The following is a 21,978-nucleotide window of genomic DNA, read 5'->3' on the forward strand; positions in this document are numbered from 1 at the left end:
TACCAATAAATTAAAACATGGAGGAATCAAAATGGAAATCTTTAACGTCATGGGTAAATACGATTATGAACAATTGATTTTATGTCAAGATAAGGCATCTGGTCTCAAGGCAATTATTGCAATTCATGATACAACTTTAGGTCCTGCTTTAGGTGGAACAAGAATGTGGACGTATGATTCAGAAGAAGCAGCAATTGAAGATGCATTACGGTTGGCAAAAGGTATGACATATAAAAATGCCGCTGCCGGATTAGATTTAGGTGGAGGAAAAACTGTTATTATAGGTGATCCAAGAAAAGATAAGAATCCTGAAATGTTCCGGGCATTTGGCCGTTATATTCAAGGATTGGGTGGTCGTTATATTACGGCTGAGGATGTCGGTACTACAACTGAGGATATGGATCTTATTCATTTAGAAACGGAGTATGTTACAGGCATTTCCCCGAATACACCAGGAGCAGCCGGAAATCCATCACCAGTGACTGCTTATGGAGTCTACCAAGGGATGAAAGCGACTGCTAAAGAAGCGTTCGGAAGTGATTCACTTGAAGGTAAAATTATAGCCGTTCAAGGGGTTGGAAACGTAGCTTATGCATTATGCGAATATCTCCACAACGAAGGCGCAGAATTGATTGTAACAGATATTAACGAGGACTCAGTGAAGCGTGCAGTTGAGAACTTTGGGGCTAAAGCAGTCGGTCCGAATGAAATTTATGGGGTAGATTGTGATATATTTGCTCCATGTGCATTAGGAGCAATTATTAATGATGAGACACTTCCTCAATTTAAAGCGAAAGTCATCGCTGGCTCAGCGAATAATCAATTGGCTGAGGATAGACATGGTGATGCCTTGCATGAGATGGGGATCATTTATGCTCCAGATTATGTAATCAATGCCGGGGGAGTAATTAATGTCGCTGATGAGCTCGCTGGGTATAACAAAGAAAGAGCATTGAAAAAGGTAGGAATCATTTATTCCAATCTTGAGCGAGTATATGAAATTTCTAAAAGAGATAATGTACCTACTTATGTTGCAGCAGATCGAATGGCGGAAGAAAGAATCAATGCAAAACGTCAATCCCGGAGTCAGTTTTTAACAAATGAACGCCATATTTTAAATAGATAGTAAAATGCTTGCTAATGCGAAAGGAGCGGTTCTACATGGCAGAAGATTATGATTTAGTCATACTAGGGGGAGGTACTGGCGGTTATGTCGCGGCTATTCGTGCTTCTCAACTTGGATTAAAGACAGCAATAGTTGAAAATGGAAAGCTCGGTGGTACTTGTCTTCATCGAGGATGTATACCATCAAAAGCGTTGCTTCGGAGCGCTGAGGTTTATCGCCAAACTCTAGAGGCAGCAACTTTTGGGATTGAGACGAAGGATACTCGACTGGACTTCTTAAAAGTACAAGAGAGAAAAAATACTATAGTGGAAAATCTGCACAAAGGTGTCCAGAGTCTAATGAAGAAAGGAAAGATCGATGTCTATCATGGTTTCGGAAGAATTCTTGGACCCAGTATATTCTCTCCAATGCCTGGAACGATATCGGTTGAGTACGAAAATGGAGACGAGAATACAATTTTAACACCTAAAAATGTCATTGTCGCGACAGGTTCACATCCTAGAAGTCTTCCAGGGCTAGATATTGATGGAGAGTACGTGATGTCTTCTGATGAAGCACTGCAAATGGAGGCTTTGCCGGAATCCATCATAATCGTTGGCGGTGGTGTTATCGGAATTGAATGGGCCTCGATGTTGAGGGACTTTGGTGTTGAAGTGACCGTAATAGAGTATGGGAAACAAATCTTACCGACTGAGGACCACGCAATTTCAAGAGAAATGGAACGCTTACTTAAGAAAAAAGGAATAAAATTTGTAAAGGAAGCAAATGTACTCGGTGATACCTTACAAATAGAGAATGGTGTGACGATTAAAGCGGAAGTTAAAGGTGAACCAACTTCCTTTACAGCTGATAAAATCCTAGTTTCTGTTGGACGTGCAGCTAATGTGGAGAACATTGGATTGAATAATACGGATATTCAGCTGGAAAATGGGTTTATAAAAACGAATCAACATTTTCAAACAAAAGAATCACATATCTATGCGATTGGTGATGTTATAGGAGGTATGCAACTAGCCCATGTTGCTTCCCATGAAGGTATCCATGCTGTGGAGCATATCGCTAATCAACAACCGATGCCCATTGATTACGAAGCTGTATCAAGTTGCATTTATTCCAACCCTGAAGCAGCCAGTGTGGGATTAACAGAAGCGGAAGCAAAAGAACGAGGTTTCGATATTAAAGTGGGTAAATTCCCATTTCAAGCTGTCGGTAAGGCACTGGTTTACGGTGAATCGGCTGGATTTGTGAAGATAATAGCAGATAAGAATACAGAGGATGTACTTGGAGTCCATATGATTGGGCCACATGTTACTGATATGATATCAGAAGCTGGGTTAGCAAAAATGCTCGATGCAACCCCGTGGGAAATTGCAGGGACAATCCATCCTCATCCTACGCTATCTGAAGCGATAGGGGAAGCCGCATTAGCTGTTGATGGAAAACAGATTCATGGTTGATGATTGAAGATAGAAGGAGTGAACCGATAATGGGTAATAAACGTCATGAGAAAATTGGCTTAAGCGAGGAACAAGTTTTAGAGATGTACAAAACGATGTTGCTTGCAAGGAAAATCGATGAACGCATGTGGTTATTAAATCGTTCTGGTAAGATTCCTTTCGTAATTTCCTGTCAAGGTCAAGAAGCGGCACAGGTAGGAGCAGCATTTGCTCTTGATAGACAAAAGGATTGGACAGCACCTTATTACCGTGATCTTGGAGTAGTATTAGCTTTTGGCATGACTCCTAAAGACTTGATGTTATCTGCTTTCGCAAAAGCAGAGGATCCAAACTCCGGCGGAAGACAAATGCCAGGACACTTTGGTCAGAAGAAAAACAGGATCCTAACAGGCTCATCTCCAGTTACAACCCAGTTACCTCATGCAGTAGGGGTCGCTTTAGCTGGAAAGATGGAGAAACAAGATTTTGTTTCCTTTGTCACTTTAGGTGAAGGGTCATCAAACCAAGGAGACTTCCATGAAGGGTTAAACTTTGCTGGTGTTCATAAGCTACCTGTAATTACGATGGTTGAGAATAATAAATATGCCATTTCTGTTCCATTTGACAGGCAAGTTGCGAGTGAAAATATATCGATTCGTGCGAGTAGTTATGGAATGCACGGTATAACAGTTGATGGTAATGATCCGATTGCAGTTTATGAAGCGGTAAAAGACGCAAGGGAACGGGCTATAAATGGTGAGGGACCATCATTGATCGAGGCGGTTACCTATCGTCTAACTGCTCACTCCAGTGATGATGATGACCGTACGTACCGTGAAAAAGAAGAAATTGAAGAAGCGAAAAAGCATGATTGTGTACTCACTTTCTCTAATTACTTAAAAGAGGTGGGTGTACTGACAGAAGAACTAGATGAAAAGATACATGCCGAAGTTAAAGAACTGGTTAATGAGGCAACGGAATATGCGGAAGAAGCGCCATATGCTGCACCGGAACATGCTTTACGTTTTGTTTACGAGGAATAGGAGGGAGAAACTGTCATGGCAGTCATGTCTTATATACAGGCGGTAACCACTGCTTTACGAGAAGAAATGCAACGCGATGAAAAGGTATTTATTTTAGGTGAAGATGTTGGTAAAAAAGGTGGGGTTTTCAAAGCTACAGACGGATTATACGAAGAATTTGGAGGAGATCGAGTCCTTGATACACCATTATCAGAGTCTGCGATAGCCGGGGTTGGAATCGGTGCAGCAATGTATGGAATGCGCCCGGTAGCTGAGATGCAATTTGCAGATTTCATTATGCCGGCGGTAAATCAAATTATCTCGGAAGCTGCAAAAATCCGGTATAGATCCAATAATGACTGGAACGCTCCAATCACAATCCGAGCACCTTATGGTGGAGGAGTGCATGGCGCTTTATACCACTCACAGTCAGTAGAAGCAGTATTCGCCAATCAGCCTGGTTTGAAAATTGTTATGCCGTCCACCCCTTATGATGTCAAAGGATTATTGAAAGCTGCAATTCGCGATAATGATCCTGTACTGTTTTTCGAACATAAACGTGCTTATAGACTTATTAAGGGAGAAGTTCCAGACGAAGATTATGTACTACCGATCGGAAAAGCTGATGTGAAAAGAGAAGGTGATGATATTACGGTCATTACTTATGGTTTAGGGGTACACTTTGCACTGCAAGCAGCTGAAAAGCTGGCGGAGGATGGAATCGATACTCATATCCTTGACCTTCGTACAGTCTATCCGCTTGATCAAGAAGCAATTATTGAAGCAGCAAAGAAAACGGGTAAAGTATTGCTTGTAACTGAAGATAACAAAGAAGGTAGTATTATAGGAGAAGTGGCAGCGATAATTGCTGAGAATTGTCTGTTCGATCTGGACGCACCCGTTATGCGCCTTGCTGGACCTGATGTCCCTGCAATGCCATATTCTCCACCAATGGAAAAATTCTTCATGATCAATCCTGACAAAGTCGAAAAGGCATGTCGTGACTTAGCTGAATTTTAATGCAGAAGGAGGTTAAAAAATAATGGCTTTAGAGAAAATTACAATGCCCCAACTTGGAGAAAGTGTAACAGAGGGAACGATTACAACTTGGCTCGTTAAACCTGGAGACAAGATTAGTAAATACGATCCAATTGCCGAAGTAATGACAGATAAAGTGAATGCTGAGGTGCCCTCTTCCTTTTCAGGCACCATCAAGGAATTGACAGCTGAAGAAGGAGAAACTCTAGCTGTCGGAGAAGTGATTTGTCATATTGAAATCGAAGGTGGCGAAAGTGAAATCACTTCGAGCACCAGTAATGAACCTAATGGTAAAACGACGGAAGACACAAAGGAAGCGGATGAAGATCAATCGATGAAAAAAAGATATTCACCTGCGGTATTAAGATTAGCGCAAGAAAATGATATCGATTTGAATCTTGTCAACGGAACTGGAAGAGGTGGCCGAATTACAAGAAAAGATATCGAGAAAATAATTGCAAGTGGCGAGATTCCAACGCAGAAAGAAGAACAAGTGGTTCGGGAACAAGAATCAGCATCTCAACAGCAAGTGCAACCGAAGCAAACAATCAAGAGTGATGAGAATACAACTAAAGCAGGAGATGTTGAAATTCCTGTAACTGGTGTCCGGAAGGCTATTGCACAGAAAATGGTCACTTCTACCACAGAAATTCCCCATGCTTGGATGACTATAGAAGTAGATGTTACTGATTTAGTTCGCTTACGTAACTCCCTAAAAACAGAATTTAAAGCACAAGAAGGTTATAATCTGACTTATTTTGCGTTCTTCGTAAAGGCGGTCGCTCAAGCGTTGAAAGAATTTCCGCAGCTTAATAGCACATGGGCCGGGGATAAGATTATCCAGCGTAAAGACATCAATATTTCCATTGCTGTAGCAAATGAACAAGAATTATTTGTTCCAGTAATCAAACATGCTGACGAAAAATCGATAAAAGGAATTGCCCGTGAGATTAATGAATTAGCTATTAAAGCGAGAAGTGGTAAATTAACATCAGAGGACATGAGTGGAGGTACATTCACTCTAAATAATACCGGTACATTCGGTTCTGTCCAATCGATGGGGATCATCAACCACCCACAAGCTGCGATATTACAGGTGGAATCAATAGTGAAGCGTCCGGTTATCATCAATGATATGTTTGCAGCAAGAGATATGGTTAATCTTTGTTTATCTTTAGATCATAGAATTTTGGATGGATTAATTTGCGGAAGGTTCTTGAACCGATTGAAAGAGATTCTTCAACAAACAAATGAAGAGACTACTTCTATTTATTAGGAAGATAGCGCAAGATGCCTGAGTTGTTTGAATTGAAATAAACAACATTAATTGATAAGCTGATTTATGTAATTTAATTATTTATCAGTATCCTAGAAGGGAGAGATAACGATGGATTTCAACCTATTTATGAATGACATAGTAGATGCCGCTCGTAAAGATATAACTGAAGCCGGCTACGAGGAATTAAAAACACCTGAAGAGGTTGATGAGGCTCTTAAGCGAGATGGTACAACCTTAGTTATGATTAATTCCACATGTGGATGTGCTGGAGGTATCGCTCGTCCAGCAGCAGCTAACTCCATACATTATGATAAACGCCCAGATCATTTAGTGACTGTGTTCGCTGGTCAGGATCGGGAAGCAACAGAGAGAGCAAGAGAATATTTTGAAGGATTTCCGCCATCGTCTCCATCCTTTGCATTGATGAAGGACGGAAAGATTGTCACGATGTTAGAGCGTCATGATATCGAAGGATATAATGCTATTGATGTGACCAATAAGCTTCAAAAGCTATATGACGAACACTGCAACGAAGTTTAAACCACACCAATAGAGACTGACATCATTTCGTCAGTCTCCTTTTTGCTTACATAAATGTAGTTGGTTTTAGTTAGATGACACAATATCTTGATTAGGAATTTAAGTGAACAGGTTATTAGATAAAGAAAGCTAGGCCGGCAGTCAGAGTTGATAAAAGCATTAGTGCAATCATAATATAAATAATTAACTTTGTTCTGCGCTCACGTTTTGACTTTCTTTTTGCATATGATTGTTTCGACATCTTACGGACCTCCTTAACGAGAATGCTACTGTATGTATTTTAACGTGAATTTACACATTGGACAAGTAGAAATCCCTTTGAAATAAGTTTATCACTCAATTGTTGGATATAGGGGGAATGAAATTATGGAAAAGCCTGCAAATGAAAAAGCAAAGTGGGAAGCTCAAGTTGAAAAAACATTAAAGCGCTTTCCTGAACGTAAAGAAAACTTTCACACATCCTCAACAATCCCGGTAGAAAGATTATACGGAACGGAGGAAGAAAATTATGAACTAGGATTTCCTGGTGAGTTTCCTTATTTACGTGGAATCCAACCAACAATGTATCGCAGTCGGTTGTGGACGATGCGTCAATATGCAGGATTTGGTTCGGCAACTGAAACAAATAATCGTTTTCGTTACTTACTAGACCAGGGGCAGACAGGTCTATCCGTTGCTTTCGATCTTCCTACTCAAATAGGTTATGATTCTGATGATGTGATGAGTGAAGGGGAAGTAGGTAAGGTTGGAGTAGCAATTGATACATTGGCGGATATGGAGAGATTGTTAGACGAAATTCCGCTCGATAAGGTAAGTACATCCATGACAATCAACGCCCCGGCAGCTGTTTTATTATGCATGTATATAGCTGTAGGGGAAAAGCAGGGAGTACCTTCGGAAAAATTAACTGGTACCATTCAAAATGATATTCTAAAAGAGTATATTGCGAGAGGCACTTATATTTTCCCTCCAAAACCTTCCATGCGACTGATTACAAATATATTTGAATATTGCCAGAAGAACTTACCTAAATTTAATACGATCAGTATATCTGGCTACCATATTCGCGAGGCAGGATCTAATGCTGTACAGGAAGTTGCTTTTACACTGGCTAATGGAATGGCTTATGTAGAAGCTGCTATGGAGTCAGGTTTAGATGTTGATTCCTTTGCTCCTCGATTAGCTTTTTTCTTTAACGCACATAACAACTTCTTTGAAGAAATTGCAAAGTTCCGAGCAGCAAGAAGAATTTGGGCAAAGATTATGAAAGAGCGTTACAACGCCAAAGATCCAAAAAGCTGGAAGCTCCGTTTTCATACACAGACTGGAGGCTCGACACTTACCGCTCAGCAACCTGATAATAATATTGTGCGGGTAACAATGCAAGCTCTTGCTGCAGTGTTGGGAGGTACACAAAGTCTGCATACAAATTCACGAGATGAAGCGCTGGCGTTACCGACGGAAGATTCAGCAAGGATTGCACTCCGCACACAACAAATCATTGCCCATGAAAGTGGTGTAGCGGACACGGTAGACCCACTTGGTGGCTCATATTATGTCGAGGCGTTAACTGATGAAATTGAAGAGCAAGTGATGAAATATATTGAGCGAATCCAAGAGTATGGTGGAGCTGTTCAAGCGATTGAAGAAGGATATATGCAACGTGAAATTCATCAAAATGCCTATGAGACCCAGAAACGAATTGAAAATGGAGAAGAAATTATTGTAGGTCTAAATAAGTTCAAACTTGAAGAAGAGCTTAACCCAGAACTATTAAAAGTGGATGAAGCACTTGGAAAGGAACAAATCGAAAATTTAGAACAAGTGCGTAGTGAACGTAACCAATCAGAAGTAAATAGACATCTGCAAGAATTACGAAATCAGGCAAAAGACCCGAACGCAAATCTTATTCCATATATTTTAGAAGCCGTGCGAAACTATGCATCTATTGGTGAGATTTGCAATGTGCTTAGAAAAGAGTTTGGTGAGTATACAGGATCTTAAGGGGGAAAGATTGATGGAGAAAATAAGGATATTAATCGCCAAGCCTGGGCTGGATGGGCACGATCGTGGAGCCTTAGTAATTGCTCAAGCGATGCGCGACCATGGAATGGAAGTAATTTATACCGGGTTACGCCAGTCACCAGTGCAAATTGCAACAGCAGCAATTCAAGAAGACGTGGATATCATTGGTCTATCTTCCCTATCTGGTGCACACAACACGCTTTTTCCTAAAGTGATTGAAGAACTGGAGAAACGTAATGCTGGGGATATCCCAGTCATTGCAGGAGGAGTCATCCCGAATGAAGATATCCCGTTCTTGCTGGAGAAGGGAATTAAAAGAATTTTTACGAGTGGCTCTTCAACAGAGGAAATGGCAAGATACATTAAAGCCTTGTTACGGCCGGATGAATTGGCAACACCACCAAAGAAAATTGCTCATATTGGAATCGCCGTCCATAAAATTGAAGATGCATTACCATTTTACACAGATGGTCTAGGTCTCGTAGTCGAATCAATTGAAGAGGTTGAATCGGAAGGTGTTAAGATTGCTTTCTTAAAAGTCGGCGAAACTCGCATTGAATTGTTGGAAGCCCTTCATGAAAGCTCTCCTATTCAAGGTTTTTTAGATAAAAAAGGGGAAGGTATCCATCATATTGCTTTTGAAGTAGATGACATACATGCTAGAATCACCCAACTTAAACATAAAGGGGTCAAATTAATCAACGAAGAACCAAAATCAGGTGCGCATCAAAGTGAGATTGCATTCATTCATCCTAAATCAACCCATGGCGTGTTAGTCGAATTGTGCCAGCAGGCTAAGGGAAGTGAAGAATAATGGACATCTATGATAAAATAAATGAGCTATATGATAAACGAAGACAAGTGGAGTTAGGCGGCGGGGATGAAAGAATAGCCAAGCAGCATGCCAAGGGTAAAATGACTGCAAGGGAGCGAATTGACTATTTAGTAGACGAAGGCAGCTTTGTAGAACTGAACCCATTCATCGAGACACAGACTGCAGATTTCAGCATGAACGGCACCTCCGGTGGAAAAGGTGAGGGAGTCGTTACGGGCTATGCTACAATTAATGGCAGTCCTGTCTATTTGTTTGCCCAAGATTTTACCGTGTTCGGAGGAGCACTTGGAGCGATGCACGGTAAAAAAATAGCAGCGGTTATGGATCTCGCAGCAAAATCAAAGGTACCTTTTATTGGACTAAATGATTCAGGAGGAGCACGTATTCAAGAAGGCGTATCCTCCTTGGATGGATACGGTCACGTTTTCTATCGGAATTCCATTTATTCTGGTGTCATCCCACAAATCTCTGTCATTATGGGGCCTAGTGCGGGAGGAGCAGTTTACTCACCAGCTATTACTGACTTTGTCATCATGGTTGAAGAAACTTCTCAAATGTTCATAACTGGACCAAAAGTAATCGAAGCTGTAACGGGGGAGAAAATCACTTCAGAAGACTTAGGTGGAGCGTACATTCATAATTCAAAGAGTGGAAATGCACATTTGAAGGCAGCGACAGAGGAAGAAGCTTTAGATGCTGTTAAGAAATTGTTGTCTTATATTCCACCTAACTTTGAAAGTAAGGCAAAGCCTTCATCTTATGAAACAAAAGGAATCGAGGAAGAATTACGTCCAGATTTAACAGACTTAATTCCTTTTGATTCCGTTAGGCCATATGATGTAAAGAGTGTTATTGAAGATGTAGTCGATGAGGATAGTTTCTTTGAGATTCATCCAGATTTCGCAAAAAATATCGTCGTTGGCTTTGCTCGAATCAAAGGAGAATCGGTGGGACTTGTTTGTAACCAGCCTAAGTATATGGCGGGAGGACTTGATATTGATTCAAGTGACAAAGCAGCAAGATTCATTCGGTTCTGCGACTGTTTTAATATACCGATTATAACTTTCGAAGATGTGACAGGATTTTTCCCTGGTGTAAAACAAGAACACGGTGGAATCATTCGTCATGGAGCGAAAATACTTTATGCATATTCAGAGGCAACCGTACCGAAAATAACAGTTATAACTAGAAAAGGTTATGGTGGAGCATACGTAGCTTTAAACAGTAAATCAATCGGGGCAGATTTAGTCTATGCTTGGCCAAATGCTGAAATTGCTGTAATGGGACCAGAGGGAGCGGTCAATATTATATATGCTAAAGAAATCGCCGAGAGTGATCATCCTGAAAAGTTGCGCCAAGAAAAGATAAATGACTACCGGGAGAAGTTTGCCAACCCATATGTCGCTGCGGGATTAGGTATGGTAGATGATGTGATCGATCCAAGGGAAACAAGGATCAAGCTCATTCAAGCATTAGAGATGCTTCGAAATAAACAGGAAGAACGTCCACATAAAAAGCATGGGAATATTCCGCTTTAAGGACGGTAAAGTAGTGGAGGCTATATCATGATTACAGTAAATGAAGACAGATTAGTAGAGGAATTTTTAGAACTAGTACAAGTTGATTCAGAAACAAAGCATGAGGAAGAGATTGCTCGTGTCTTAAAACAGAAATTTAGTGCACTAGGCGTCGAAGTGATCGAAGATGATAGTATCGAAAAAACAGGCCATGGTGCAGGGAATTTAATTTGTACATTAAGAGGGACATTACCAAATGTTGAGCCGATTTATTTTACATCTCACATGGATACTGTTGTCCCGGGAAAAAATATAAAACCGGTTATAGAAGACGGATATATCAAGTCTGATGGCACAACAATTTTAGGTGCTGATGATAAGGCTGGATTAGCGGCTATTTTAGAAATGATTCGATTACTAAAAGAAGAGGAGATTCCTCACGGTGATATTCAATTTATAATAACCGTTGGTGAAGAATCAGGTTTGGTTGGTGCAAAGGCATTGGACCCTTCTTTAATAAAAGCTTCCTATGGTTATGCTATTGATAGCAACGGTGAAGTTGGTGATATTATCGTCGCAGCTCCAAACCAAGCAAAGATTTTTGCAACGATTATTGGAAAAACCGCCCATGCAGGTGTGGAGCCGGAGAAGGGAGTATCTGCAATCACTCTTGCAGCAAAAGCTATCTCGAAGATGAATCTAGGTCGTATCGATGAAGAGACAACTGCGAATATTGGAAGGTTTGAAGGTGGGAAGCAAACCAATATTGTAGCAGATCATGTGGAAATTCTTGCAGAAGCACGTTCATTGAGCCGGGAAAAATTAGACAAACAGACAGCTGCCATGAAAGAGGCTTTTGAGAAAACAGCTGAAGAGCTTGGCGGAGAAGCAAGAGTGGAAATTAAACTGATGTATCCCGGATATAAACAAAAGAGTGGAGATCAAGTAGTAGAAGTTGCTAGAAGAGCAGCAAAAGCGATTGGAAGAGAAAGTAAGCTGCTTAAGAGTGGTGGGGGCAGTGACGCTAACATAATCGCTGGTTTTGGTATTCCGACTGTAAACCTAGCGGTAGGTTATGAGGAAATCCATACCACTGACGAAAGAATTGCAATTCATGACTTAGTGAAAATCACTGAATTGATCACTGCAATTGTAAAAGAATCGACAAATTAACATACAAGCACCTTATAAGTCATTTAGTCTGGCTTATAAGGTGCTTTTTCTATGATATAATATAAGAAAGAATCTATAAAGGATGTTTAACATGTCTAAATTGAAGCGACCCACCAAAAGAAGAATAATTTTTCATATAGACATGAATAGCTTTTATGCCTCTGTTGAGATGGCCTTTAACCCGGATTTGAAAGGGAAGCCCATTGCCATTGCGGGTAACCCTGAAGAACGTAAAGGAGTCATCGTAACGAGCAGCTATGAGGCGCGGGCAAAAGGTGTGCGCACGACTATGAATGTTTGGGAAGCAAAAAAGCTTTGTCCAGAATTAATTGTCTTGAAACCAAATTTTGAACGTTATCGAGCTGCTTCACGGGAAATTTTCAAAATGATGTCCGAAATTACTCATCTTGTACAGCCTGTATCCATTGATGAAGGGTATATCGATGTGACAGATGTTCATGATCAAGGCACACCGATTGAAATTGCCCAAAACCTGCAAAAACGTATTCTGGATGAGCTTGATTTACCCTGTAGTATAGGGATAGCTCCGAATAAGTTTCTTGCTAAAATGGGATCAGATAGAAAAAAACCACTTGGCATTACGATTATGCGCAAACGAGAATTACCGATGACATTATGGCCGCTTGCTATTGATGAAATGTATGGAGTCGGTGAAAAGACTGCTGAAAAGTTAAAGTCTATTCATATCCATACGATTGGAGATTTAGCAAAAGCTGATGTCTATCAACTGAAACAACTGTTGGGGATTAATGGTGAACGATTAAAAAACCGAGCAAACGGTGTAGACGATCGTGAAGTAGATCCAGATGCAATTTTTGAATTTAAAAGTATCGGCAACTCACAAACATTGCCACAGGATACGACAGATGTCACTGCAATTAAACAGTTAATCGATCAATTAGCTGAAAAAGTGATTGTTCGAATGCAACGAAAAGAAGTTGTCGGTAAAAGTGTTCAAATCATGATTCGCTACCACGATCGAAAAACGATTACTCGAAGTAGAAAACTAGATAATTATATTGATGCTAAAGATGATTTGGTTTTAATTGCAACAGAGTTGTTTCAGCATCATTGGAATGAAGAACCAATCCGCTTGCTTGGTGTTACCGTACAACATATTGAAGAGAAGCGTAATGTAGGAGAGCAGCTTGATTTATTTACCTATGCAGAAGTTGAGAAAAAGGAGAAATTAAAGCAAACCATCAATCAACTCTCAGAGAAATTTGGTAGTAATGCGTTTAAAGCCTTGCAAAAAAACGATAATAAAGAGCTAAACCAATTTAAGACAAGTTTTCAAAAAGATTTCCTTGACGACTACACAAAATAAATCCCATTCCTAAATGCATTTTATAAATGTCTAGGTATGGGATTTTCTAATTGTATTTGTATTAGGTATCTAAAATATGCATGCAGTAAATACGTGCTGCAGACTCCCAGGAGAATTATTACTGTCATAATTTTAAAATTCGAAAATAATTGATAGGTTATTTCATAATCCTTTTAACGACCGATGTGTTGAATTTACTTCCGGGATAACGGAAAGGCATATCGAATTTCGTGGTTTGTTTTAAAATACCTTTCTTATGGGTGAATGTGTCAAAACCATATTGGCCATGATAAGCACCCATACCACTGTTCCCAACACCACCAAATGGGAGATGTGGATTTGCTAAATGAAACAGAGCGTCATTTATCGCTCCTCCGCCAAACGAGATGAATTCTATAACTTGCTGTTGAATCTTTTCATTTTCTCCAAAGTAATATAATGCAAGGGGCTTTTCTTGGCGTTTAATTACGTATAATGCGTCTTCAATATTTTTAAAGGTAAGAATAGGGAGGAGGGGACCGAAAATCTCTTCTTGCATAATTGGATCATCCCACGTTACCTTTTCTATTAATGTAGGCTCAATTAAGCGAGTTTCAGAGTTGTAATTTCCTCCATGAATGATTGATCCCTGATCAAGCAGCTGCACTAATCTTTCAAAATGTTTATTATTTATTATCTTCGTATATTCCTCATTATAAAGTGGATGTTTACCATAAAGAGCTTTAATATGTTTTACTAGAGCCTTCGTGAATTTAAATTTCACATCTTCATGCAGATAAATATAGTCAGGTGCTACACAAGTTTGTCCAGCATTGGTGAATTTTGCCCAAGCAATTCTTTTTGCTGCTAAGTTAATATTGGCATCTGCATCGATGATTGCCGGACTCTTTCCACCTAACTCCAAAGTGACAGGGGTGAGGTGTTCACTCGCTGCTTTCATAATTTCTTTTCCTACATTTGTACTTCCAGTAAAGAATATATAATCAAATCTTTCTTTAAGTAAGTTTTGCGTTGTTTCTATATCTCCTTCCATGACGCTGAACAATGAGCGGTCAAAAGTGGATTGAATCAATGACGACAGCAGCTGTGAAGTATGCTTGGCATGTTCAGAAGGTTTGATGATTACGCAATTACCAGCAGCCAAAGCGCTGATTGCAGGTGCAAGAGCTAATTGTAAAGGGTAATTCCATGGAGAGATTACAAGCACGACTCCGTAAGGCTCTTTTACAATATATGATTTAGATCCTTTGTGAGATAGGGGGGAAGGCATCTTCACTGGTGCCATCCATTCTTTTAAATTTTTTAATGTAAAATCAATTTCTGAATATAAGAATCCTAGTTCAGTTAGAAACGCTTCATGTTTGGATTTGTTTAGATCTTGTTTTAATGCAAAATAAATTTCTGATTCATTTTCCTTCAACATTGCTTTGAGTTTTTTTAGGTTCTCTCTGCGGTATTCGTAATCTATCGTATTTCCACGAATAAAGAAGGTCCGCTGGTTTTCGACGATTTCTTTTATGTTGTTCATTTTTCTCTCTCCTAAAGTCAACGATTACCTTGCTAGATTGGCACGTTCATATTTTGAAATGGTAAAAATCCATCGCAAGGTCAGTATTTGGGAAAATATTTCTAGCTTCTTTTAAAAGGTCATCATGATCTTGTTCTAGGTAGCGGGAAGATATATGTGTAATGATCAGGTGTTTTACGTTACCCTCTTTTGCCAACATAGCTGCTTGTTCAATAGTGCTATGAAAATACCGATATGCTAAATCCTTTTGCTCAGCATTGAATGTTGCTTCATGGATAAGCAAATCCGAATTCTCTATAAAGGTTGTAAAGTTTTGATTATATCTTGTATCACCAAGGATTGTGATAATTTTCCCTTTTTTATCTGGACCGATAAAATTCTCACGATATAACGTACCGAATTCTTTCGTGTGAACTTGTTCATTTTTCTTTATTTCACCATATAATGGACCGGATGGGATACCTTGAGCCTTCAGTTTTTCAACGAGTAATTCACCAGGCGCATCTTTCTCTACGATCCGAAAACCGAAACTTGGTATACCATGCTCTAATTCTTTTACATAAATAGTGAAGTTATCCTCATCAATGATGGTGCCATCTTTTATTTCCACAATTGAGATGGGATAGTTCAGATGTGATTTACTAACATGAAGTGCCGTTTTGATAAATTCCTTTATTCCTTCAGGTCCATAAACGGTTACTGTATCTTCACCGCCTTGGAAAGATCGGCTGCTCAATAGCCCAGGCAGTCCGAATATATGGTCTCCGTGCAAATGAGTGATGAATATTTTATTGATTTTCCTAGGTTTAATTGTTGTGTGTAAAATTTGATGTTGGGTGGCTTCTCCGCAATCAAACAACCAAATATGGTTCTCTTCCTGCAATAAGTGGAGAGCAATAGCTGATACATTTCGTCCTTTAGAAGGAACGCCAGCGCCTGTACCAAGAAATGTTATTTCCATCCGATTTCCTCCAAAAATATCTTTAGTGCTCTAAATTATTTCCTTGTATTTCGTATTCTGATTGCTTTATCAGGCATATCTGTTATAATACCGTCGATATTTAGTTTTAAGCATTTCCAAATATTAATGCTGCGATTCACCGTATATACGCGAATTGGGAGATTTAATACTTCACTTGATTTAACCAATGCTTTATTTAATAGATTATATCTAATGTGTAATGAACTGGCTCCAAGTCCCTTTGCATAATGTGCTAGGTTACCATGTGATCTTGAACGCAAGAGCGCTATATCGATGCTCTTATCGAGTCGGCGCAACCGCTGGATACTAGCGGCATTAAAGCTGGAAATGGTTGTTCGATCTTTTAGTTTGTATTTGTAGATTGCATCGAGAACTTTAATTTCTATGTCCTCGTAATCTATCTTATTATTTTTAAGTTCTAAATTTAAGTATAACGGCTTACCTTTTGCCCACTGTAGAAATTCATCGAGGGTAAGGATACGTGTGCCTATAAATTTCTTTGAGAAATACATACCGGCGTCAAGTTTTTGTAATTCGTAAAGTTCATAGTCTTTAACAAAGCCAAATCCATTAGTTGTCCGTCCTAATTCTTCATCATGGATTAGAATGGGTACGCCATCTTTTGTTAACTGGATATCCGTTTCGATTCCATCAGCGTTCATTTGATAAGCCAGCTCAAAAGCAGGCATCGTATTTTCAGGCGCATATTTACTTGCTCCACGGTGGGCGATAATTTTCGTCTTTATACGAATCAATCCTCCCATACTTTATTTCATCTTTAATCATGTCAACGTAGGATGACGTTGTTAAGTTTTCAGGAACGATGTTCTTTATATACATTTGATTTTGTAATCTGTTTTAATTTTTCATACACAGTGTCAGGAAGTCCATTGGTAAAGTCTGGACGTGTATTTTCAAGAACTTGCTCTCTTTTGCTTGCGCCAATCGTCACACTTGTCGTTGCCGGATGTTTGATGACATATTTTATTGCAATTTCATTCAAAGGTATCCCTTCAGATGCTTCTGCAATGTTCTCTAGTGTATTCATTAGTTCAGGTCCGGTATAGTCCAAGAATCCTTCTTCGCCTTTCTTGATGAAGTTTTCTTTATAATTTACACTAAGTAATCCTTTAGCTAATGAACCTCTTGTAATGACACTGATATTATGAGCTATTAATTTTTCGAGAATCTCTTCTTCTGGGCGTCTATCGAGTAAACTATACTGCATCATCACCCCATCGATAGAGGACTTTTCGATGTACTTCTGAATTACGTTTGGTCGGATAGATGAAATTCCATAGGCCCTGATCCAACCAGCTTGCTTCAGTTCTTCCATTGCCTCAATTGTATCATCCATTGGATCATTGATCGTGCCGCCATGCAGCATGAAGAAATCGATATAATCCGTCTTAAGACGCTTTAAGCTGTTCTTTACCGCCTCTGTTATATATTCTTTAGAAGGGTCCCAAAACCAATTTTTTGATTCCTTGGAGAAATGGTTCCCGGCTTTAGTCGTTAATATGATATCTTTACGCTTGTCTTTAATTGCTTCCCCAATTATTTCTTCGTTTAAACCGAAGTCATATAAGTCGGCTGTATCCAAATGATTGATTCCCCGATCAAGCGCAGTATCGATAATTTCTTTCGCATGCTTTCTGTCCGTTCCAAGCGACATACAACCCAATGTCAGTCTTGATATATATATGTCTGATTTTCCTAATTGTTGTTTCTCCATCATATCACCTTTCTTATTTGTTAAGGTACCTCTATTATAGGGAAGAATCTTAATGGAAGCCAACCGCAAACTAAGGCAGGCAAAATCGAAATATGCTAAACTGAAAACAAAATAGGTAATAAAGGAGATTATCATGAAGAAGTTTGAAGAGAAAACGATTCATACAGAGAAAATTTTTGAAGGAAAGATTATTGATCTCCAAGTTGACGATGTCCTCTTGCCGAATGGAGAGAAATCTAAACGTGAAATTGTAAAACATCCTGGTGCGGTAGCAGTGATCCCGATAACAGAAGATGGAAAGATTGTTTTAGTTGAACAGTATCGCAAACCATTGGAAAAGACATTGGTAGAGATTCCAGCAGGAAAGCTGAATAATAATGAGCAACCTCTGGCAGCAGCTATCCGTGAATTAGAAGAAGAGACCGGTTACACGACAAAAGAATTATCATTCGTCACATCCTTTTACACATCACCAGGCTTCGCAGACGAACTTGTATATCTCTATGTGACGGATACATTAGAGAAGCTTGACACACCTCCTGCTGGTGATGATGATGAATTTATAGAAATAATTGAATTAACCCTCGATGAAGCGAAACAATATGTAGAAGAGGAAAAAATACATGATGCAAAAACTAATTATGCAATTCTTTATCTGCACTCACTTTGGAGGTAGTGATGAAACTGAAGAAATATTTTGCTGATATGCATATCCATATCGGTAGAGATCATAACGGTAAAGCAGTTAAAATAACTGGGGCAAAAAGCTTGACGCTTACTAATATTCTTATTGAAGCTAGTCAGAATAAAGGGATGGATATGGTTGGGGTAATTGACTGCCACGTCCCAGCTGTCCAGGCTGAAATCAGAGGACTTCTTAATGAAGGGCTAGCTGAGGAATTGATAGATGGGGGAATCCGCTTTGAGACAGTCACCCTGATTATGGGTTCTGAAATAGAAGTCTATGATGAAAATTGTAAGGGCCCCATCCATGTACTTTGCTTTTTTCCGACATTAGCTGCAATTGGTTCGTTTACACAATGGCTCAAGAATAAGATGAGTAATATCAATCTCAGTTCCCAGAGATATTACGGATCAGTGAAAGCATTGCAGTATAAAGTAAAGGAGCTTTCAGGGATTTTCATACCTGCCCATATATTCACCCCATTTAAAAGCTTATACGGTAAGGGCGTAGAACGATCGTTGGAAGAAGTGTTGGATGCTTCCTTGATTGATGGAGTTGAACTGGGATTAAGTTCTGATACTTTTATGGTGAATGGAATTGATGAATTGAGTGGATACACGTTTTTGACTAATTCCGATGCCCATTCTTTAGGCAAAATTGGGAGAGAGTATCAGGAAATTAGAATGGAAGAATCGACATTTAAGGAATTTTTATGGGCTATCCACCAAGTTGATGGCAGGGGAATTAATCGAAACTTTGGAATGAATCCCCGACTTGGTAAATATTATCACACTGTGTGTAAAGACTGTCTAAACGAAGCATCAAAGACTCAACCTTGTGCATATTGTGGTTCCTTAAAAAGAATTAATGGGGTGAAGGATAGGATTCAAGAGTTATCAGGAGGTCATATTTTACCGAAACGTCCCCCTTATATCCATCAAATTCCTCTTGAATACATTCCAACATTGGGGCCGAAAACCTATAGAAAATTATTGGATATCTTTGGAACAGAAATGGATATTATCCATCAAGTTGAATCTAAAGAATTAAAAAAAGTAGTGCCACAAAAGTTGGTCGATGCTATTATTGATAATCGGGAAGGAAGACTAGTGATATCCCCCGGCGGTGGTGGGAAATACGGAAAAGTGGTAAGCAACAGAAAAGAGCTGAAATAAGATGAAGCTCTTTCTGTTTTTTCTATTGGTAAAGTGAATCTAGCACCCTGTTCTATTTTAATATACTCCTTCATAGAATGTTTATAGAAATTTGCTGAAGGAGGATCCACATGCATGAATTGAGAATGAGAATCGCTTTCCATATTAAATCACACGCAATCATCTATCTATTTATGAGTGTATTATTGCTATCAGGCATTATATTTGGTGCAATCATCGTAAATAGTATGAATTTTGCCCAGAAACAGGACTTGTTTTTTTATTTGGAACGTTTTTTTAATTTTACAATTAATGAACAAGGTTTTGATCACTTTACTCTTTGGAAGGCGAGCTTTTTCTATCATTTAAAGTACTTAGCTCTATTATTTCTACTAGGTCTTTCAGTCATTGGCTTACCGTTGGTTTGGGTATTACTTTTCGTTAAAGGCTTGGTCGTGGGCTTCTCTGTCGGTTTTATCGTCAATCAACTTGGAACAGAGGGTTTGCTCTTTGCCTCATTAACGATTGCACCTCATAATTTCATCATCATTCCTGTTTACCTTGTTGCGGGTACACTGTCGATGATTTTTGCGATAATTAGTTTGAGAAAGATATTTTCTCGTAGAAATGTTGATTCACTATGGCAACCCTTTGTCAATTATATTGTCATATTCTCATTTCTTTTAATTATGTCAAGTACAGCTTCTTTCATTGAAGCATACATTTCTAGCGGTGCAATGGAACTCCTGATTAAATCATTTTACTTATAATAAACATTAATTTATAATTATTATTAATATAAAATTGTAATTTATACTTTGACACCTTGTAGAATGGTGCATATAATAAAGTTGGGATATGAGGGAGGCGAACGAGTATTGGAACACCGGATTGAACAAATAAAAAAACAACTCCACGCACAAAATTATAAGCTGACACCTCAACGAGAAGCTACTGTTCGAGTACTATTGGAAAGAGAAGAAGACCATTTGAGCGCAGAAGATGTCTATTTATTAGTTAAAGAAAAATCTCCTGAAATTGGTTTAGCAACTGTATATCGGACATTAGAATTATTATCCGAGTTGAAGATTGTCGATAAAATAAACTTTGGAGATGGTGTTTCTCGTTACGATCTTCGTAAGGAAGGTGCCAAACATTTTCATCACCACTTAGTTTGTATTGAATGTGGTTCTGTTGAAGAAATCGTTAATGATTTGTTGGAAGATGTTGAAAAAATAGTGGAAAAAGACTTCGGCTTTGAAGTGAAAGATCATCGTCTGACTTTCCATGGTATCTGTAGACAATGCCAAGGAGCAGTAGTAAAAGCAACCCAATAAAACGTATAACAGCCTAATCCATTGGATAAGGTTGTTTTTTATTTTGATAATATACATAGACTGCTGCTTAACTAAGTTTAGATTTTTGTGGTTCTAATGAAAGTCCGCAGTCCAAATATCTCTCGCGGAAAGCGAAGGTGTTTAGGGTCTGCGGTCTACTAGAAGAGAATGTCTGAATGATTTAAATTTAACTTTTACAACAACTGTAATCTTTTTTATTACATAATTTACAAAGAATCGTAAAGAGGGTACAGTAGAATTAGTGAGAAATATTATATCTTTCCACATGGACTTTGAGCGTGTTATTTTTAATAGGGAGATGGGATCATGCTAAAAAATGAATTAGAGGACTTTCTGCATTTTTTGCAAGTGGAGAGAGGTCTGGCTGTCAATACACTAACTTCCTACCGACGCGATTTAACAAATTATATAGCATACATAACCAAAGAATTACAAAAAATATCTTGGAATGATGTATCTCGAAATGATATTCTTCAATTCTTATATCACTTAAAGGATAATGGGAAATCGTCTGCTACTATATCTCGCCATATCTCATCGATTCGTTCTTTCCATCAATTCTTAGTCAGAGAACAAATTGTAAAGCAAGATGCAAGTCTACATGTTGAAAAGCCGAAGAAGGATCGTACGCTTCCTGATATCCTTTCCCAGGAAGACATTGATAAACTGTTGGAAATAAATGATCATACTCCGTTAGGCTTACGGACAAAAGCTATGTTAGAACTGCTCTACGCTACCGGACTCAGGGTTACGGAAATGATTAGTCTAAAGACGAATGATTTACATTTAATGATGGGATTTGTTCAATGCTTTGGAAAAGGATCCAAGGAAAGAATTGTTCCTTTGGGAGATACCGCAAAAAAGGCTTTGGAGGACTATTTGGAATTTGGTAGACCTCATCTAGTTAAAGGCCAATCGACCAAAACATTATTTGTTAACCAGCATGGAAGACCTTTATCACGACAGGGCTTCTGGAAGATATTAAAGAAAAGAGCGCTTGAGGCAGAAATAAGAAAGAATATTACACCTCATACGTTACGCCATTCTTTCGCCACCCATCTATTAGAAAACGGAGCAGATTTAAGAATAGTTCAAGAAATGCTAGGCCATGAAGATATTTCGACAACTCAAATCTATACTCACGTTACAAAAACAAGATTAAAGGATATGTATAAAGCATATCATCCAAGAGCATAA

The 21,978-nt window shown here is 38.9% G+C and carries 21 protein-coding genes; 16 read left to right on the forward strand and 5 right to left on the reverse strand.

Going from position 1 to position 21,978, the window contains the following annotated elements; all coding sequences use genetic code 11:
- Positions 1-31 precede the first annotated feature (31 nt).
- From ACFSBH_RS20730 to ACFSBH_RS20755, 6 genes are all read left to right on the forward strand, one after another.
- Positions 32-1,126 carry a Leu/Phe/Val dehydrogenase gene (locus tag ACFSBH_RS20730; RefSeq protein ID WP_379599521.1) on the forward strand — a complete coding sequence of 365 codons (1,095 nt, stop codon included), beginning with the start codon at positions 32-34 and terminating at the stop codon, positions 1,124-1,126.
- A 35-nt stretch (positions 1,127-1,161) separates the two neighbouring features.
- Positions 1,162-2,583 carry a dihydrolipoyl dehydrogenase gene (gene lpdA / locus ACFSBH_RS20735; RefSeq protein ID WP_251510204.1) on the forward strand — a complete coding sequence of 474 codons (1,422 nt, stop codon included), beginning with the start codon at positions 1,162-1,164 and terminating at the stop codon, positions 2,581-2,583.
- Between the two features lie 29 nt (positions 2,584-2,612).
- Positions 2,613-3,605: a thiamine pyrophosphate-dependent dehydrogenase E1 component subunit alpha gene (locus tag ACFSBH_RS20740; RefSeq protein WP_251510205.1), complete on the forward strand. Its 993-nt coding sequence runs from the start codon at positions 2,613-2,615 to the stop codon at positions 3,603-3,605.
- 15 nt (positions 3,606-3,620) lie between these two features.
- Positions 3,621-4,604 (forward strand): alpha-ketoacid dehydrogenase subunit beta, encoded by a 984-nt coding sequence (locus tag ACFSBH_RS20745; RefSeq protein WP_379599523.1) that lies wholly within the window; start codon positions 3,621-3,623, stop codon positions 4,602-4,604.
- 22 nt (positions 4,605-4,626) lie between these two features.
- Positions 4,627-5,898: a dihydrolipoamide acetyltransferase family protein gene (locus tag ACFSBH_RS20750; protein WP_251510208.1), complete on the forward strand. Its 1,272-nt coding sequence runs from the start codon at positions 4,627-4,629 to the stop codon at positions 5,896-5,898.
- 111 nt (positions 5,899-6,009) lie between these two features.
- A complete protein-coding gene (locus ACFSBH_RS20755; RefSeq protein ID WP_285853477.1) occupies positions 6,010-6,441 on the forward strand; it encodes a BrxA/BrxB family bacilliredoxin in 432 nt (143 codons plus the stop codon).
- A gap of 115 nt (positions 6,442-6,556) precedes the next feature.
- Here the strand turns inward: ACFSBH_RS20755 and prli42 are convergent, their stop codons facing one another.
- Positions 6,557-6,682, reverse strand: coding sequence for a stressosome-associated protein Prli42 (gene prli42 / locus ACFSBH_RS20760; RefSeq protein WP_251510209.1), 126 nt, complete (start codon positions 6,680-6,682; stop codon positions 6,557-6,559).
- 125 nt (positions 6,683-6,807) lie between these two features.
- Here prli42 and ACFSBH_RS20765 point away from each other — a divergent pair, with 125 nt between their 5' ends.
- The 5 genes from ACFSBH_RS20765 (at position 6,808) to ACFSBH_RS20785 (ending at position 13,339) form a co-directional block, all read left to right on the forward strand.
- On the forward strand, positions 6,808-8,445 hold the full coding sequence (locus ACFSBH_RS20765; RefSeq protein ID WP_379599526.1) for an acyl-CoA mutase large subunit family protein: 1,638 nt from the start codon (positions 6,808-6,810) through the stop codon (positions 8,443-8,445).
- 13 nt (positions 8,446-8,458) lie between these two features.
- A complete protein-coding gene (gene mce / locus ACFSBH_RS20770) occupies positions 8,459-9,280 on the forward strand; it encodes a methylmalonyl-CoA epimerase (RefSeq protein ID WP_379599528.1) in 822 nt (273 codons plus the stop codon).
- Positions 9,280-10,839, forward strand: coding sequence for an acyl-CoA carboxylase subunit beta (locus tag ACFSBH_RS20775; protein ID WP_379599530.1), 1,560 nt, complete (start codon positions 9,280-9,282; stop codon positions 10,837-10,839). Before mce ends, ACFSBH_RS20775 begins: the two co-directional genes overlap by 1 nt.
- 27 nt (positions 10,840-10,866) lie before the next feature.
- Positions 10,867-11,991 carry a M20/M25/M40 family metallo-hydrolase gene (locus ACFSBH_RS20780; protein ID WP_251510213.1) on the forward strand — a complete coding sequence of 375 codons (1,125 nt, stop codon included), beginning with the start codon at positions 10,867-10,869 and terminating at the stop codon, positions 11,989-11,991.
- Positions 11,992-12,082: 91 nt separating this feature from the next.
- A complete protein-coding gene (locus ACFSBH_RS20785; RefSeq protein WP_251510214.1) occupies positions 12,083-13,339 on the forward strand; it encodes a DNA polymerase IV in 1,257 nt (418 codons plus the stop codon).
- A gap of 157 nt (positions 13,340-13,496) precedes the next feature.
- On the opposite strand, the gene ACFSBH_RS20790 is transcribed toward ACFSBH_RS20785, so the two are convergent.
- From ACFSBH_RS20790 to ACFSBH_RS20805, 4 genes are read right to left on the reverse strand one after another with little or no spacing between them, the layout of a single operon-like run.
- On the reverse strand, positions 13,497-14,867 hold the full coding sequence (locus ACFSBH_RS20790) for an aldehyde dehydrogenase (protein ID WP_251510215.1): 1,371 nt from the start codon (positions 14,865-14,867) through the stop codon (positions 13,497-13,499).
- Between the two features lie 46 nt (positions 14,868-14,913).
- Positions 14,914-15,828 carry a ribonuclease Z gene (gene rnz, locus ACFSBH_RS20795; RefSeq protein WP_379599533.1) on the reverse strand — a complete coding sequence of 305 codons (915 nt, stop codon included), beginning with the start codon at positions 15,826-15,828 and terminating at the stop codon, positions 14,914-14,916.
- 35 nt (positions 15,829-15,863) lie between these two features.
- Positions 15,864-16,604, reverse strand: coding sequence for a glycerophosphodiester phosphodiesterase (locus ACFSBH_RS20800; protein WP_285853478.1), 741 nt, complete (start codon positions 16,602-16,604; stop codon positions 15,864-15,866).
- Positions 16,605-16,663: 59 nt separating this feature from the next.
- Complete coding sequence (locus tag ACFSBH_RS20805; protein ID WP_251510217.1) at positions 16,664-17,584, reverse strand: aldo/keto reductase; 921 nt, start codon at positions 17,582-17,584, stop codon at positions 16,664-16,666.
- A gap of 133 nt (positions 17,585-17,717) precedes the next feature.
- On the opposite strand from ACFSBH_RS20805, the gene ACFSBH_RS20810 reads away from it, so the two are divergent.
- The 5 genes from ACFSBH_RS20810 to xerD all read left to right on the forward strand — a co-directional run bounded on the left by ACFSBH_RS20810 (position 17,718) and on the right by xerD (position 21,978).
- Entirely contained in the window at positions 17,718-18,260 is a 543-nt protein-coding gene (locus tag ACFSBH_RS20810; protein WP_251510218.1) for an NUDIX hydrolase, read from the forward strand.
- Positions 18,261-18,262: 2 nt separating this feature from the next.
- The gene (locus tag ACFSBH_RS20815; RefSeq protein WP_251510219.1) at positions 18,263-19,444 is read left to right on the forward strand and encodes an endonuclease Q family protein; all 1,182 of its coding nucleotides are present in this window, start codon (positions 18,263-18,265) and stop codon (positions 19,442-19,444) included.
- A 110-nt stretch (positions 19,445-19,554) separates the two neighbouring features.
- On the forward strand, positions 19,555-20,193 hold the full coding sequence (gene spoIIM / locus ACFSBH_RS20820) for a stage II sporulation protein M (protein WP_251510220.1): 639 nt from the start codon (positions 19,555-19,557) through the stop codon (positions 20,191-20,193).
- Between the two features lie 108 nt (positions 20,194-20,301).
- The gene (gene fur, locus ACFSBH_RS20825; protein WP_251510221.1) at positions 20,302-20,760 is read left to right on the forward strand and encodes a ferric iron uptake transcriptional regulator; all 459 of its coding nucleotides are present in this window, start codon (positions 20,302-20,304) and stop codon (positions 20,758-20,760) included.
- 327 nt (positions 20,761-21,087) lie between these two features.
- Positions 21,088-21,978, forward strand: a complete 891-nt coding sequence (xerD, locus tag ACFSBH_RS20830) for a site-specific tyrosine recombinase XerD (RefSeq protein ID WP_251510222.1) — start codon at positions 21,088-21,090, stop codon at positions 21,976-21,978.

The sequence above is a fragment of the Oceanobacillus luteolus genome (assembly GCF_042678205.1).
Lineage (GTDB): Bacteria > Bacillota > Bacilli > Bacillales > Amphibacillaceae > Oceanobacillus > Oceanobacillus luteolus.

Excerpts from the sequence above, each read along its gene's own strand:
- ACFSBH_RS20765 (WP_379599526.1), top strand. The coding sequence starts at position 6,808 with ATGGAAAAGCCTGCAAATGAAAAAGCAAAGTGGGAAGCTCAAGTTGAA.
- ACFSBH_RS20745 (WP_379599523.1), top strand. The coding sequence starts at position 3,621 with ATGGCAGTCATGTCTTATATACAGGCGGTAACCACTGCTTTACGAGAA.
- lpdA (WP_251510204.1), top strand. The coding sequence starts at position 1,162 with ATGGCAGAAGATTATGATTTAGTCATACTAGGGGGAGGTACTGGCGGT.
- ACFSBH_RS20815 (WP_251510219.1), top strand. The coding sequence starts at position 18,263 with ATGAAACTGAAGAAATATTTTGCTGATATGCATATCCATATCGGTAGA.
- mce (WP_379599528.1), top strand. The coding sequence starts at position 8,459 with ATGGAGAAAATAAGGATATTAATCGCCAAGCCTGGGCTGGATGGGCAC.
- ACFSBH_RS20730 (WP_379599521.1), top strand. The coding sequence starts at position 32 with ATGGAAATCTTTAACGTCATGGGTAAATACGATTATGAACAATTGATT.
- xerD (WP_251510222.1), top strand. The coding sequence starts at position 21,088 with ATGCTAAAAAATGAATTAGAGGACTTTCTGCATTTTTTGCAAGTGGAG.
- ACFSBH_RS20810 (WP_251510218.1), top strand. The coding sequence starts at position 17,718 with ATGAAGAAGTTTGAAGAGAAAACGATTCATACAGAGAAAATTTTTGAA.
- ACFSBH_RS20775 (WP_379599530.1), top strand. The coding sequence starts at position 9,280 with ATGGACATCTATGATAAAATAAATGAGCTATATGATAAACGAAGACAA.
- ACFSBH_RS20740 (WP_251510205.1), top strand. The coding sequence starts at position 2,613 with ATGGGTAATAAACGTCATGAGAAAATTGGCTTAAGCGAGGAACAAGTT.
- rnz (WP_379599533.1), bottom strand. The coding sequence starts at position 15,828 with ATGGAAATAACATTTCTTGGTACAGGCGCTGGCGTTCCTTCTAAAGGA.
- ACFSBH_RS20805 (WP_251510217.1), bottom strand. The coding sequence starts at position 17,584 with ATGGAGAAACAACAATTAGGAAAATCAGACATATATATATCAAGACTG.
- ACFSBH_RS20785 (WP_251510214.1), top strand. The coding sequence starts at position 12,083 with ATGTCTAAATTGAAGCGACCCACCAAAAGAAGAATAATTTTTCATATA.
- ACFSBH_RS20790 (WP_251510215.1), bottom strand. The coding sequence starts at position 14,867 with ATGAACAACATAAAAGAAATCGTCGAAAACCAGCGGACCTTCTTTATT.
- ACFSBH_RS20780 (WP_251510213.1), top strand. The coding sequence starts at position 10,867 with ATGATTACAGTAAATGAAGACAGATTAGTAGAGGAATTTTTAGAACTA.
- ACFSBH_RS20755 (WP_285853477.1), top strand. The coding sequence starts at position 6,010 with ATGGATTTCAACCTATTTATGAATGACATAGTAGATGCCGCTCGTAAA.
- prli42 (WP_251510209.1), bottom strand. The coding sequence starts at position 6,682 with ATGTCGAAACAATCATATGCAAAAAGAAAGTCAAAACGTGAGCGCAGA.
- ACFSBH_RS20750 (WP_251510208.1), top strand. The coding sequence starts at position 4,627 with ATGGCTTTAGAGAAAATTACAATGCCCCAACTTGGAGAAAGTGTAACA.
- spoIIM (WP_251510220.1), top strand. The coding sequence starts at position 19,555 with ATGCATGAATTGAGAATGAGAATCGCTTTCCATATTAAATCACACGCA.